Annotated in this window: 10 protein-coding genes; all 10 read right to left on the bottom strand. The window is 36.1% G+C overall.

Annotation, left to right across the window (positions count from 1 at the left end; translation table 11 throughout):
* Positions 1-80: 80 nt before the first annotated feature.
* The 10 genes from A9178_RS11640 to A9178_RS11595 all read right to left on the bottom strand — a co-directional run bounded on the left by A9178_RS11640 (position 81) and on the right by A9178_RS11595 (position 13769).
* A complete protein-coding gene (locus tag A9178_RS11640; protein ID WP_068675480.1) occupies positions 81-1700 on the bottom strand; it encodes a helix-turn-helix domain-containing protein in 1620 nt (539 codons plus the stop codon).
* Positions 1701-1737: 37 nt separating this feature from the next.
* On the bottom strand, positions 1738-3399 hold the full coding sequence (gene hutU, locus A9178_RS11635; protein WP_068675478.1) for a urocanate hydratase: 1662 nt from the start codon (positions 3397-3399) through the stop codon (positions 1738-1740).
* A gap of 47 nt (positions 3400-3446) precedes the next feature.
* Positions 3447-5117, bottom strand: a complete 1671-nt coding sequence (gene hutU, locus A9178_RS11630) for a urocanate hydratase (RefSeq protein ID WP_068675476.1) — start codon at positions 5115-5117, stop codon at positions 3447-3449.
* Between the two features lie 36 nt (positions 5118-5153).
* Positions 5154-6293 carry an acyl-CoA dehydrogenase family protein gene (locus tag A9178_RS11625; protein WP_068675473.1) on the bottom strand — a complete coding sequence of 380 codons (1140 nt, stop codon included), beginning with the start codon at positions 6291-6293 and terminating at the stop codon, positions 5154-5156.
* Positions 6294-6308: 15 nt separating this feature from the next.
* On the bottom strand, positions 6309-7454 hold the full coding sequence (locus tag A9178_RS11620; protein ID WP_068675472.1) for a CaiB/BaiF CoA transferase family protein: 1146 nt from the start codon (positions 7452-7454) through the stop codon (positions 6309-6311).
* Between the two features lie 165 nt (positions 7455-7619).
* A complete protein-coding gene (gene hutH / locus A9178_RS11615; protein ID WP_068675470.1) occupies positions 7620-9131 on the bottom strand; it encodes a histidine ammonia-lyase in 1512 nt (503 codons plus the stop codon).
* 127 nt (positions 9132-9258) lie between these two features.
* The gene (gene hutP, locus A9178_RS11610; protein ID WP_068675468.1) at positions 9259-9696 is read right to left on the bottom strand and encodes a histidine utilization transcription antiterminator HutP; all 438 of its coding nucleotides are present in this window, start codon (positions 9694-9696) and stop codon (positions 9259-9261) included.
* A 133-nt stretch (positions 9697-9829) separates the two neighbouring features.
* On the bottom strand, positions 9830-10819 hold the full coding sequence (locus A9178_RS11605; RefSeq protein ID WP_068675466.1) for an agmatinase family protein: 990 nt from the start codon (positions 10817-10819) through the stop codon (positions 9830-9832).
* Positions 10794-12089, bottom strand: a complete 1296-nt coding sequence (gene hutI / locus A9178_RS11600; RefSeq protein WP_068675463.1) for an imidazolonepropionase — start codon at positions 12087-12089, stop codon at positions 10794-10796. Before hutI ends, A9178_RS11605 begins: the two co-directional genes overlap by 26 nt.
* 210 nt (positions 12090-12299) lie before the next feature.
* Positions 12300-13769 carry a response regulator transcription factor gene (locus tag A9178_RS11595; RefSeq protein ID WP_068675461.1) on the bottom strand — a complete coding sequence of 490 codons (1470 nt, stop codon included), beginning with the start codon at positions 13767-13769 and terminating at the stop codon, positions 12300-12302.
* Positions 13770-13887: the final 118 nt, after the last annotated feature.

Below are 13887 nucleotides of genomic sequence, written 5' to 3'. Positions count from 1 at the left end.
AATTTTACATGACGCCTTAGAAAATACAAAGTGTAGTTTTATAAGAATGTGTGCACAATTTTACGAAAATAATTAAAAATTTACTTTATATTAGATACATTAGGGACAAGTATTGAATTTCTATATTGTGTTGGAGTGACCCCTGTAATTGATTTAAAAACCCTACTAAAATAACGAGAAGACTTATAACCTATCTCATCTGCTATTTTGTAAATAGTATAATCTAATTTCATAAGAAGTATCTTAGCTTTTTCGATACGTAGATATGTGATGTAATCAATGAAAGATAACCCTGTCGTCTCTTTAAAGATTGTACTAAAATAATTGACACTTAAATTAACGTGTTGAGCAACCGTCTCTAAACTAACATCCTCCATATAATGTGCATACATATACTTCAAAGCCTTTTGTACGGACTTTAACATTTGTTCGTTATGTCCCTCATGAATCTTCTTGGAATAACAATCTACAATGTGATCAATTAATAAATTAATTTCCTCTAATGTCCCTGCTACAAGTAATTCTTTTGCAAACTCCAATTGAAGCGCTATCATTTCTTGGGATTTTGCTCCTCCGTCAATAGCAGATTTTGTTAGTGAAAACAAAATATCTAAAATCTGAAATCGAAATGATTTTGGTGAAATACTGGATAATATGGAGACATCTTTCATAATCGTCCTCCAACTATCTTTTACACCATTAACATCACCGATAGATAATCTATTAGCCATAACTTTTATCTCTTCACTATATAAAAACACTATTTCCTGACTAGTCTCTTCCACTTCATCAATATGAATCATTGTATTTTTCCCTGAAAAAAGACGATAGGATAGTGCATATAATCCTTCTTGGTAAGAAAGATGAAGATTTCTTGCATCTTCATAATAATGGCCAATTCCAATAGTAACGGAGTAATTGGTTTGCTCGTTTATAAATTTCTTAATTTGTTCAGCCCTTTGAAGTGCCAATACCTTGTATGTGGAAAACTCTTGTTGAACCGATAAAGCTAAAAGGATCACGATTTTTTCTGGTCCAACAATAATATGTAGAATTTCATTTACCGAAGCATATTGTTCAAAGGATTTTATAATTTCTTCTCTTAAATACTGTTTCCATGATTCTCCTTTATCCTTTGTTAGTATATGGAAATCATCAACACTAACAACCATTGCAGTATTTGGAACCACTGATAATCCTGCAAGTTGGCTTCTATCCCATATTTCTCTAGCATTTTGAATGTTTCCGAAGATTAAATCATATGCTAAACTCTCTCTTACTGATGATCGATAATACACACTACTATTTGTATCCCTATGGTAATTCTTTTTTCTTTCCACATAATTACAAATTTCAAGAATGATAGAATAAAGCTCATCCTCGCCTACTTGATTTGTAATACAATCATATGCCCCAAGTTTAAAATACTTCCGGAATTCCGCTTTACTAAACCTTTCATTTAAAATAACATAATTTTTATTCCACTTCTCCGATTGTAATATGCTTGATATAGATGAGTAGTCATGATGGGTTAATTGATTAATGTCTATAAAAGCAAAGTCACATTGATAAATAATTTTCTCTAGTTTTTTCAAATTTGTCACAGAGTAAATTTCAAGTTTTAAGTTACAATCCTTATTTAACTTATCCATTCTTTTTGCAAAATTCCCATTGCTGTATACTAATATATTTACACTCATAGGTGACCAGCCTTTCAGCAAATACTAAAGATAAATATTATAAAGGTTTATTTAGTTGAAGACGATGCAATGTTTGATTTGCCTTTTCATACCCAGCATCCGCATGCCTTATGATATTTAAGCCAGGATCTATTGTTAATAAGTTACTTAATTTCTTAGCAGCATCGATACTACCATCCGCTACCACGGTCATTCCTGAATGAATTGAATTTCCAATCCCTACACCACCACCATGCTGTATGGATACCATAGATGAACCTGCACTAGCATTTAGTAAACCATTTAATATTGGCCAATCGGCAACAGCATCACTTCCATCTAGCATTCCCTCTGTTTCTCTGTAAGGAGATGCCATTGTACTTCCTTCTGAATGATCTCGTGTAATAGCTACAGGGGCTGATAACTCGCCATTGGCTACCATATTATTGATGATATTTCCTAGCTGCCTTCTTTCATTAAAGTCTAACCAACAAGTTCTGGCTGGAAGACCGTAAAAATATATTTTTTCTTGAACAAATTGAATCCAACGGCTTACTCGTTTATCATGATTAAATTTGGTTAAAAGGACATCATCAATTTTATAAATATCACCGGGATTTCCAGATAAGGCTATCCAGCGGCAAGGTCCCCTTCCATCACAGTATAATGGACGTAAATATTCTGAGACAAAGCCGGGATAAGAAAATGCATTTTTATATCCAGCATTGTGTGCTTGACCCCTAAGGTTATTTCCATATTCAAAAACAATCGCACCCTTTTTCCTTATTTGAACGAGCGCATCAACGTGAGCTACTAATGACTTTCCTGCTAATTCTAAATATTTTTTTTGCCTTTTTCTACGTAGATAGATCGCCTGTTCTAATGTAACACCGCTTGGTATGTATCCATTTAAGATATCATGAGCCGCCGTCTGGTCTGTTGCAATATCAGGAGTGAATTCACCTTCAGCAACTTTAGCATAAACATCTGCTGCATTACCCTCCAAAGCAATGGACAATGACTGACCCTGTTCCGCTGCCTCTTTTGCTAATTGAATAGCTTCTTCTAATGAATCCACTTTAATATCACAGTAATTGTTTTTAAGTCTTTTATCTATTTTGGAACCATCAATTTCTACTACAATACAAACTCCGCCATTCATCGTAACTGACAGTGGTTGGGCAGACCCCATTCCACCTAAACCAGAAGTTAAAATAACTTTCCCCTTTAAAGAACCATTGAAATTTCGATTTGCAATCTCACTCATTGTTTCAAAAGTGGCTTGAAGAATACCTTGAACACCAATGTATGCCCAAGATGCCGCTGTAGATTGGCCGTACATCATTAATCCTTTTGATTCTAACTTAGAAAAAACTTCATCCGTTGCATATTTAGGCACAAGCATAGTGGAGGAGGAAATAACCCGTGGGGAAAATGGAAAAGTACGAAAAATCCCTACTGGTTTTCCGGATTGAATAAGTAACGTTTGATCTGATTCAAGTTGTCGTAGTTCATCGATAATTGCCTTCATCGATTCTATATTTCTTGCTGCCTTTCCCCTTCCACCATACACAATTAATTCTTGTCTATTCTCAGCAACACGAGGGTCTAAACTATTTAAAAATAAACGTAATAATGCCTCAGTTTCCCAATTTTTACAAGATATATCAGTACCTATTGGCGAAAGTATTGTTTGCCCCACATGGTTTCCTCCTCTCATTCATATTCGCGTTTCCTTCCCTACAAAACCGAAGGATACGCTTACTACTATTTCTGCATAGGAATTTTAACGTTCTTTTCCTTAGCTACTTTAATTGCTTTTTCATAACCAGCATCCGCATGACGAATAACTCCCATCCCTGGATCAGAAATAAGTACACGCTCAATGCGTTCTGCGGCCTCTTTTGATCCATCTGCAACAAGTACCTGTCCTGCATGGATTGAGTAGCCCATGCCAACTCCTCCACCTTGGTGGACACTTACCCATCCTGCTCCTCCAGTTGCATTTACTAAAGCATTAAGGATTGGCCAATCTGCTACTGCATCGCTTCCATCTTTCATTGATTCTGTTTCACGGTTTGGTGATGCAACAGATCCACAATCCAAATGGTCTCTACCAAATACAACTGGTGCATTAATTTCTCCACTAGCAACCATTTCATTTATCTTCAATGCAAAGCGGTGACGGTCCCCATATCCTAACCAACAGATTCGGGACGGTAATCCTTGCCATTTCACCATTTTCTGAGCCATCTCAATCCAATTCACTAATGCTTCATCCTCAGAAAACATTTCTTTTGCTACTTGATCTGTCTTGTAGATGTCTTCTGGATCACCTGATAATGCAGCCCAACGGAATGGTCCTTTTCCTTCACAGAAAAGTGGTCTTAAGTAAGCAGGAACAAATCCAGGAAAATCAAATGCATTCTCCACTCCTGCTTCTTTTGCGTATGCACGAATATTATTTCCATAGTCAAATGTTTCTGCTCCAGCTTTTTGCAGATCTAGCATTGCCTGAACATGTACAGCCATTGATTCTTTTGCCTTTTGTTCATAGGATTTAGGATTGTTTTTACGCAGTTCTAGTGCTTCATTATAACTAATGCCATGAGGAACGTATCCATTAATTGGATCATGCGCACTTGTTTGGTCCGTAACAATATCCGGAATAAGTCCACGTTTCAAGATTTCTGGATAAACGTCGGCACAGTTACCAACCAAACCAATTGATGCCGGTTCACCTTTAGCCGTAAGCGTTTGAACCATCTCAAGTGCTTCATCAAGATTTTCGCAAATATAATCACAGTAACCTTCTTTTATTTTTCTTTCAATTCTCTTACGGTCCACTTCAACAACTAGAATAACACCTTTAGCCATTTTTCCAGCAAGTGGCTGGGCTCCACTCATTCCACCCATTCCACCAGTTAAAATAAATTTACCAGTTAAATCTGGTGTACCAAATACTTTTTTCCCTGCTTCAACAAAACTTAAATATGTTCCCTGTAGGATCCCTTGGGCACCAATATAAATCCAACTACCTGCAGTCATTTGGCCATACATCATTAAATCTTTTTGTTCAAGTTCATAGAAGTGGTCCCAATTCGCCCATGCAGGTACTAGGTTGGAATTTGCAATTAGAACTCTTGGTGATTGAGCATGAGTTCTAAAGATTCCTACAGGTTTTCCTGATTGAACAAGTAATGTTTCATCATTTTCTAGTTTTTTTAAAGACTCAACAATTGCCTCATAACTTTCCCAATTCCGAGCAGCTTTTCCAATACCACCATATACAACTAGTTCATCCGGATTTTCCGCTACTTCAGGATCTAAGTTATTCATCAACATTCGCATAGCCGCTTCTTGTATCCATCCTTTACATGTAAGTTGATTTCCTGTTGGCGCCTTAATATTCCTCTTTTCTATATTCTCTGTCTTCATTTAATAGTACCTCCTATAATTTTATTGTTCAATACATTATTTAAGTAGATGATGAGATATCACCATTTTTTGCACCTGAGATGTTCCTTCAAATATTTCTAAAATACGTTGATCCCTATAGAATCTTTCAACTGGATATTCTTTCATAAATCCATATCCACCATGAATTTGTACTGCTTTATGAATAATTCTATTGGACGCTTCAGAAGTGAATAATTTGGCAATGGATGCTTCTTTAGAAAGTCGGTAGCCTTTTTTATCTTTTAAACTAGCAGCATAATACGTATATAAACGCCCTATTTCGAGTTCAGTGGACATTTCAGCTAACATCCACTGAATCCCTTGGAATTTAGAGATTGATTCATTGAAAGCAATTCTTTCTTTGGAATAAGCAATGGCTTCGTCTAAAGCTGCTTGCGCAAGTCCAACAGCCATTGATGCGATACCAATACGTCCACGATCAACTACAGTCATTGCAATTTTAAAACCTTCTCCTTCTTTTCCAATTAAATTTTCTTTAGGAATACGACAGTTCTCAAAAATAATTTCATGCGTTCTTGCTCCTCGGATTCCCATTTTGTCATCACCAGCACCATAGGAGAGCCCCGGTGTTCCCTTTTCAACGATAAAAGCACTAATCCCTTTGTTACCTTTTGATGTATCAGTCTTTGCATAGACTACAAGTGTATCTGCATAAGCACCATTAGTAATGAAGATTTTTGATCCATTTAGAACATATTCATCACCTTCAAGTCTTGCATTGGTTTTCATAGAGGATACATCTGTACCACCATTGGGTTCTGTTAAACAAAAGGCAAACAGGTTTTCTCCAGTACAACCAGGAACTAAATATTTTTCTCTTTGCTCTCGATTAGAAGCAAGGTATAATCCATCAATCCCTAAATAATGTGCCGTTAAAATAGAACCTGTTGCTGCACATCCTCGTGTTATCTCTTCTACAGCGATTGCTTCTGTAATAGAGTCAGCCCCAACTCCACCGTCTTCTTCTGGATAAGCAATCCCCATTAATCCAAGTTCTGCTAACCTTGGAATATGTTCTGTTGGAAAACGATTTTCTTCGTCAATTTCAGCCGCTCGTGGGACTAACACTTCTTCACTAAACTCTCGAACCATTTTTCGTATAGACAATTGTTCATCTGTTAAATCGTAATTCACCAGTAATTCCTCCTCTTATTTATTCTGTAGTTTGTTAATATAGTGATTATTATGTTCTCCCAGATTAGGACTAGGATTATTTATAATTGGTGGTGTTTTTGATAGTTTGACAGGGTTACCAGGAATTCTTGTCTTTCCAGCTTTTGGATGTTCTACTCCAATAAGCATTTCTCTTATTCTCATATGTTCACTTTCACAAATTTCATCGATATTTAAAATCGGTGAACTAGGGACCCCTGCTTGATTGATAAGTTCTACAGCCTCTTCCACCGTATACGCTTTCAACCATTTTTCTATAATTTCCTTTAAAGCTGCTTGATTTTTCTCTCTTTCAAAATCCGTATAAAATCTTGGATCATTATTTAAATCCATGCAATCCATAACTCTGCAGAAACGCTCAAATAATTTATCATTTGCTACAGCAATAACTATGTAACCATCATTTGCTTTATAAAAGTCAAACGGCGCACTTATAGGGTGACGATTACCAATGCGCTCTGGTACAATATTTTCCGATGTATATCTCATGACATTACTTTCCAGTAAAGAAAAGATTGAATCCACCATAGCGATATCAATATACTGCCCTTCTCCTGTTCGTTCACGATGAAATAAAGAAACCATGATTCCATATGCCGCATAAAGAGCAGCACTCATATCTCCTAAGGATGCTCCGGCTTTTGTTGGTGGTTGATCAGGAAATCCGGTAATACTAGCTAGCCCACCCATTGCTTGTGCTACCAAATCATATGCCGGACGTTGGCTGTAAGGTCCATATTGACCAAAACCAGAAATAGAGGCATAAATGATTTTAGGATTAATACCTATTAAACTTTCATAATCTAAACCAAGTTTTTTCATCACACCAGGTCTAAAATTTTCCACCACGACATCCGCCTCTTTCACAAGATCGTGGATAACCTTCATAGACTCCGGACTCTTCAAATCTAATTCAATACTCTTTTTACCTCGATTTAAGAACATAAAATATCCACTTTCACCATTTTGAAATGGACCAAATGCCCTTGTATCATCTCCCGTATTTGGCCTTTCAATTTTAATCACTTCCGCCCCCATATCAGCGAGTAGCATGGTGCAGTATGGTCCTGCTAGAACTCTACTAAAGTCTAGTACTTTGATGTTGCTAAGAGGTTGCTTCATGCTGAATAATCCCCCCATTCCAAATTGTCTAATTATTCTTATACCCATTTTCAACTAAATTTTGGTTAATGACAAGGATGATATTTTATGTTTTAGTGCACTATTTTACGATTATTAAGTAAAATAATATACATGTGTTTTTTCACGGAATAGGGAGGTAACTATTTAGACATTTTTTATTGTTACTAACGTTCTCTTAATAGGGTTCAAAGCGTTATTAACTTCTTCAATATTTTCTGAAAACACCCTATCCTTTGTAATACTTGGCACAATTTCTCTAAACGTATTCCACTTCACTTGTAACTTTGGTGACAACTTACTTACACCTTTGTATTCAGCTGCCTGAAGTGCACAAATACATTCAATCGCTAGTACACGTCTTGTATTTTGTATGATGAGACTTGCATGACGTGCTGCAGTTGTTCCCATGCTTACATGATCTTCTTGATTCGCAGATGAAGGAATTGAATCCACACTCGCCGGGTGGGATAATGTTTTATTTTCAGAAACAAGTGATGCTGCTACATATTGCATAATCATCGCACCTGACTGTAATCCTGGTTGTGGACTTAAAAATGGTGGTAAGTCATTTAATTGTGGATTTACCAATCGTTCAACACGTCGTTCAGATATATTGGCAAGTTCAGCTACAGCAATTTTCAAAAAATCCATTGCAAATGCGATTGGTTGGCCATGGAAGTTTCCACCTGAAATAACTAATTTCCCATTATCAAGGATAAGTGGATTATCTGTCGCTGCATTTATTTCTATCTCTAATTTTTCCTTAACATAATCAAGTGCTTGCCAGGATGCACCATGGATTTGAGGGATACAACGCAAGGAATAGGCATCTTGAACGCGTTTTTCACCTTGACGAGTAATCAACTGACTTCCATCTAACCATTCTCTCATTCTATTAGCAACAGCAAACTGTTGAGGATATCCCCTTACCTCATGTACAGCTGGATGGAATGCGTCTATAATACCTTCCAAGCCTTCCATAGTCATTGCTGCAATCCATTCACTATCATAAGCAATTTGTTCAGCCTCAATATAATTTACTACTCCAATTGCTACCATTGCCTGAGTTCCATTAATAAGTGCTAATCCTTCTTTTGAATTTAGAACAATTGGGTATACCCCTTTATCAGCTAACACTTTTGCAGATTCTACAATCTGGCCTGAATCATCATATACTTTCCCCTCACCTATCAAAGCTAGTGCTAAGTGAGCGAGAGGAGCTAAATCACCAGAAGCACCAAGTGATCCCTGTTGCGGAATAACTGGATGGATTCTTTTATTGATAAATTCGGCTAGTAATTCTACTAAAACTGGCCGTACACCAGAATATCCTTTTAATAATGCATTTAACCGTAACACCATCATTGCTCGTGAAACGATTTCAGGGAATGGCTCCCCTACACTACAAGCATGAGATCGAATTAAATTCAATTGTAAGTCTTCCACGTCTTCTTCATGAACCATGACATCACTTAATTTTCCAAAACCAGTATTTATTCCATAAACAATTTCTTTTTCAGCCACTATCCGCTCTACTGCACTTCTACTTTCATAAACCTTATTCTTACTTTCCTCAGAGATGGTTACTCCCTCTTGATTAATAAGGATCTTTTTTAATTGTTCTATTGTTAGCGTATTTCCATTTAACTCTATCATTGGAAATTCCCCCTTTTTTTCATTAAAAGTCCAAAATTAAAGGAGGAGATAATGGCATACTTAAATAAGCCATCATCACCTCCTATTAACTAATCACTATAGGTCATGATTTTACTATTCTATTCAATTATATATGATTAATCCCAAGTCCTATCGCTTCATGTTCTAAACCCTTTATCGGCGCACCAATTGTTCCATAAAAGGCTACAGCAATCCATTCGCCTTCTTGTGGATTTGTATACGGTTTACCACGTACAACCGCAAACCGTAAGCCTACTGTACGCATTGTTTCACCTAGGGTTAATTGCCCTCTTGTTATTCCTTCAAGAGCTTCTACAATGGTATGGTATAACGCATGTGTTTCTCTATAAATTCCGTCCTCAATTAGATTCAATCTTTTAACGGCGGTCTCAACCGATGAGATTACTTTCTGTATATTCATTGTCCCTACTTTACCAAGGCAAATATCTACATCATTAAATGCATCTTCAAAATGACTTCGTTCCTTGTCATCTAACATAGCAAGCATCGTTGCTATCTTACCTATTCTAATTTTTTGGGTCATACAGGTACTCCTTAAGATATACATATAACTATCCACTAATAACTAATACCATTATATGTCAAAATAATAAAAATAGTCAATATATTGTTTCAGAAATATCGAAAAACATAATATTAATAATAATAATAATTAATCATTTTTCCCTCTTGCAAAATCCTGTTAAAAAGGATAACATCACATGCACCGCTGTTTTCACTGTTATTTGTTCCACATCTTTCCTTGGATCAAGGCAAACTATATCCATTGCATTTACTTTCGGGTGTTCTCCAGCAATTTGTACCGCATCAAATAATTCTTCTGTGTACATGCCCCCTGGTGCCCCAGCAGGTGTTCCAGGTCCATGGATAATGTCTAATACATCCATATCTACTGTTAAATATATGCTGTCTACTTGTTTATTTAACTCTTCAAGCGCCTTTTTAATCGTGTTACAAACCCCTTCTTTCCGGGCAAGCTTCATCGTCGTATAATGAACACCAACCTGGTCTGCATATACTTTTAGTTCTTTTGCATTGAAAAATCCATGAAGACCAATATTATGCACTTGATTTCCCTCTACTGTTTTACTTTCGATTAAATTTCGAATTGGTGTACCATTTGCAGGCCCCAAACTTTCCAAATCTCGTAAATCAAAATGAGAATCTAATTGTAAAATACCAATTGTTTCGTTTGGGTGAGCCACTTTCCATCCTTTTACTAACTCGGCAGTTACGGAATGGTCACCACCAATTGAGATAGGCAAGGTATGAGGATGATGGGTACGCATAGCAACCATTGCCTTTCTAATCTGTTCATGTGTATACTCTATATTTGTAACATGTTGTTTAACATCACCTAGATCAATTACGTTTAAATCTGCTAAATCAATATCTTCATCCAAATTATACGTTCCAAACGACTTCCATGCTTGCCTCATTGCGTCTGGATTCTCACTTGCTGCCGATGTACTAATGGAAGATTTAGAAAGAGGAATACCAAGTATCGTCACATCATAATGCGACCAATCTATTGGTAAGTCTCCAACTGTTTCAATCCATTCATGTACTTTTAAATCACTCATTTTATCTGTTTGCTTTGACCAAATCATGTTTGGCATCTTAAGCATCGGATAAGGATAACTCATGCAACCTACCCCCAACAACAAGTGGTTTACCATTCTTTATAACTGTATCCACATGATTCATTCCATATTGATAAGATAGTGTTAAGTAATTTGGAACATCAAAAATGGTAATGTCCGCCTTTTTACCAGCTTCTAGACTTCCAACTTCATTCGCAAATCCAATAGCATGTGCTGCATTTATTGTAGTAGCAGTCAATACTTCCTCCGGCGTCATCCCCATTTTCAGACATCCAAGATTCATTATGAAAGGAAGTGAAATAGTTGGCGACGATCCTGGATTTTGGTCAGTAGAAAGTGCCACAGCAACACCAGCATCAATCATCCTTCTAGCCTTGGCAAATTCAGCCATCAAGAAGAAGGCCGTTCCAGGTAATAACACTCCAACAACTTCCGCTTTAGCCATGGCTTGTATCCCTTCATCTGATGCTTTAAGAAGGTGATCAGCTGAAATGGCTCCAACTTCTGCTGCTAATTCTGCACCAGCATATGGTTCAATCTCATCTGCATGAATTTTTGGAATAAGTCCGTGCTTTTTGCCAGCTTCTAATATTTTTCTAGATTGTTCAGGTGTAAATACACCGCGTTCGCAAAATACATCATTAAATTTAGCCAAATTTCTCTTAGCAACCTCGGGAATCATTTCATTAATAACTCGATCAACAAATCGTTCTGGGTCTTTCTTGTCACCTAGCGGCACGGCATGTGCACCCATAAATGTAGAAACAAGATCAATCGGGTGATCCTTTTGTAGCTGCTCAGCCACTTCAAGTTGCTTGATCTCATGCTCTAATGTAAGTCCATAACCACTTTTTGCCTCTACGGTAGTGACACCATGTAATAGAAATTTGTCCAAACGTTTTTTTGATTCCTTATATAGTTCATCAAAGCTTGCTTCCTGAGTAGCACGAGTTGTTGCATGGATTCCTCCACCAGCTTCCATAATTTCCATATACGTTTTCCCCTGAAGGCGCATAGCATATTCATTCTCACGAGTGCCCGCATGAACAATATGTGTATGCGGATCAACTAGACCTGGAGTTACTGTTTTATTTGTTGCATCAACTTGTTCAGCTGAACTTATTTGTATTTTATATTTTTCTCGAATTACATCATCCGGACCTACTTCAACAATTCTCCCATTTTCAATCCAAATACTTCCATTCTCTATTACATTGAGATGTGACATTGCTTCTTTTTTAGCCGGATTAACTGAATGTCCAGCCATTGTAACTACTTGATTTGCATTAGAAATAAGCATATTTTTCGACATGGTAATCCCTCCCTATTACTTCAACATTCACTTTTTACCGATTATTCTAATTTTAACAACAAAGAATATGAGATAGTAGGTAACCAACTTACGATAATCTATAAATATTGTTGATAAAAGAACGTATTTTATTAAAAACGCTCTCATTTTATAGCACAATATATAGATAATGAAAAAAATATATGATTATAAAGTTTGAATTTCGAATTTCTAAAATCCTCTTAATCTCCAATCTCGCGGAGTCTTTCCTGTATGTAGTTTAAATACACGGCTAAAATAGTTTGGATTATGAAAACCAACTGAGTTTGCAATATTATAAATGGATTCATCCGTTGTTCCAAGCATTTCTTTTGCTTTTTGAATTCGTAAATGAATTAACATTTCACGAAAAGATTGGTTATATTTTTTAGTAAGTAAATGGCTTAGGTAAGATGGGCTTCGATTCACATGCTTTGCCACCTCAGTTAATGATAGTTTTGAATCCATATATTTATTTTCCATAAAAGTAATTGCTGTTTCCGTCACATTAACCTTTTCATACAAATTTCCGTCTTTTGCCATATGAAATACATAATTTATAAACAAAATTAGCTCTTGAACAATACGATAAAGTACAGGACTATATAAAATTCTTTCAAATATTTTTTTATAATAATCTTCACATTCACTACTTTTTAATCCCTTTCGAAACATAAACCGTCGTACTTGTGCTAAAATACTAGTTAGACGTGTACGAAGTAAACCTGGCTCGGGATATGGGGGTTCCATGTTAAAAAACTCCTCATATAACCATGTTTTCAATTTATCTACCTGGCCTGTATCCAGCATATATATCCAATTTCTTTGTTCTTCCACAGTTAAAAAAGGGTCAATATCTGTCCATTCCTGAATTTGCTCTGAGTGTAATACTTGTTTATATCCTGTAAAAAATGTTGTTTCCATCATCCGTAGTAGTTTCATATAAATATGATTTAAAGATTCCCTGCCTCCTGAGTGGACAATAATTGCAATTGAACTTTTCCCAATCAATCCCCATTCCCGAAAGAATCGCTGTGCTAGTTTAATTGGATTTGGAAAATCATGATCAAACACTAAAATAATATGGTCCATTGTAGAGAATACTGATGGCTTATAATCAAAATCAAATTTATCTATAAAGGAACGTAAATCATTCAAGGTATCATGATACTCCGCTTCTAATAAATAAACCGGGTATGGGAAAGGAACGTGATCATCAATAAATATTGCTTCATATCGAATAACATGCTCCACCTTTATTTCCGTTTCTTGTTTGTCAACATCTAACAGATTACGAATCGCTTGTTGAATGGAAAATTTGACACGGGATGGTGATAATGGTTTCACCCATAAGTCAACTGCTTTTATAGACATTGCTTGCATCGCTCTCTCAAAAGTAGCTTCCGCGGTTATTGCAATAACTTGTTTAGAGTATCGATGAATAAATGATTTAACTACCTCCCACTTATTTTCAGGTATCATATCTAATTCAATGATTAAAATATCTGGAAGTTCATTTTCTAATGTTGTTAATACATCTGATATTCGTTCTTTCAGTCTTACCCTTTCTATTGGAAAAGAATATTTTGAAAGCAACCAATGGACGCCTTGTAATTCATCCCTATCACGATCAGAGATTAATAGTTTATAGATAAAAATCACTCCATCCATCAAACTAAGTTTATATTATTTTTATTATAACAAAAATGATGTGCTAATCTAGTAGGCTGTTATACACCAAGATATAAAAGGATTTATAAACATGGTCTGAGAGGTAATC

It is taken from the genome of Oceanobacillus sp. Castelsardo (assembly GCF_001659985.1).
GTDB lineage: Bacteria > Bacillota > Bacilli > Bacillales > Amphibacillaceae > Oceanobacillus.
Note: the sequence above shows the minus strand (reverse complement) of the source record. Positions and strands in the feature narration are given on the sequence as shown.

Excerpts from the sequence above, each read along its gene's own strand:
- A9178_RS11640 (WP_068675480.1), bottom strand. The coding sequence starts at position 1,700 with ATGAGTGTAAATATATTAGTATACAGCAATGGGAATTTTGCAAAAAGA.
- hutU (WP_068675478.1), bottom strand. The coding sequence starts at position 3,399 with ATGAGAGGAGGAAACCATGTGGGGCAAACAATACTTTCGCCAATAGGT.
- hutU (WP_068675476.1), bottom strand. The coding sequence starts at position 5,117 with ATGAAGACAGAGAATATAGAAAAGAGGAATATTAAGGCGCCAACAGGA.
- A9178_RS11620 (WP_068675472.1), bottom strand. The coding sequence starts at position 7,454 with ATGAAGCAACCTCTTAGCAACATCAAAGTACTAGACTTTAGTAGAGTT.
- hutH (WP_068675470.1), bottom strand. The coding sequence starts at position 9,131 with ATGATAGAGTTAAATGGAAATACGCTAACAATAGAACAATTAAAAAAG.
- hutP (WP_068675468.1), bottom strand. The coding sequence starts at position 9,696 with ATGACCCAAAAAATTAGAATAGGTAAGATAGCAACGATGCTTGCTATG.
- A9178_RS11605 (WP_068675466.1), bottom strand. The coding sequence starts at position 10,819 with ATGAGTTATCCTTATCCGATGCTTAAGATGCCAAACATGATTTGGTCA.
- hutI (WP_068675463.1), bottom strand. The coding sequence starts at position 12,089 with ATGTCGAAAAATATGCTTATTTCTAATGCAAATCAAGTAGTTACAATG.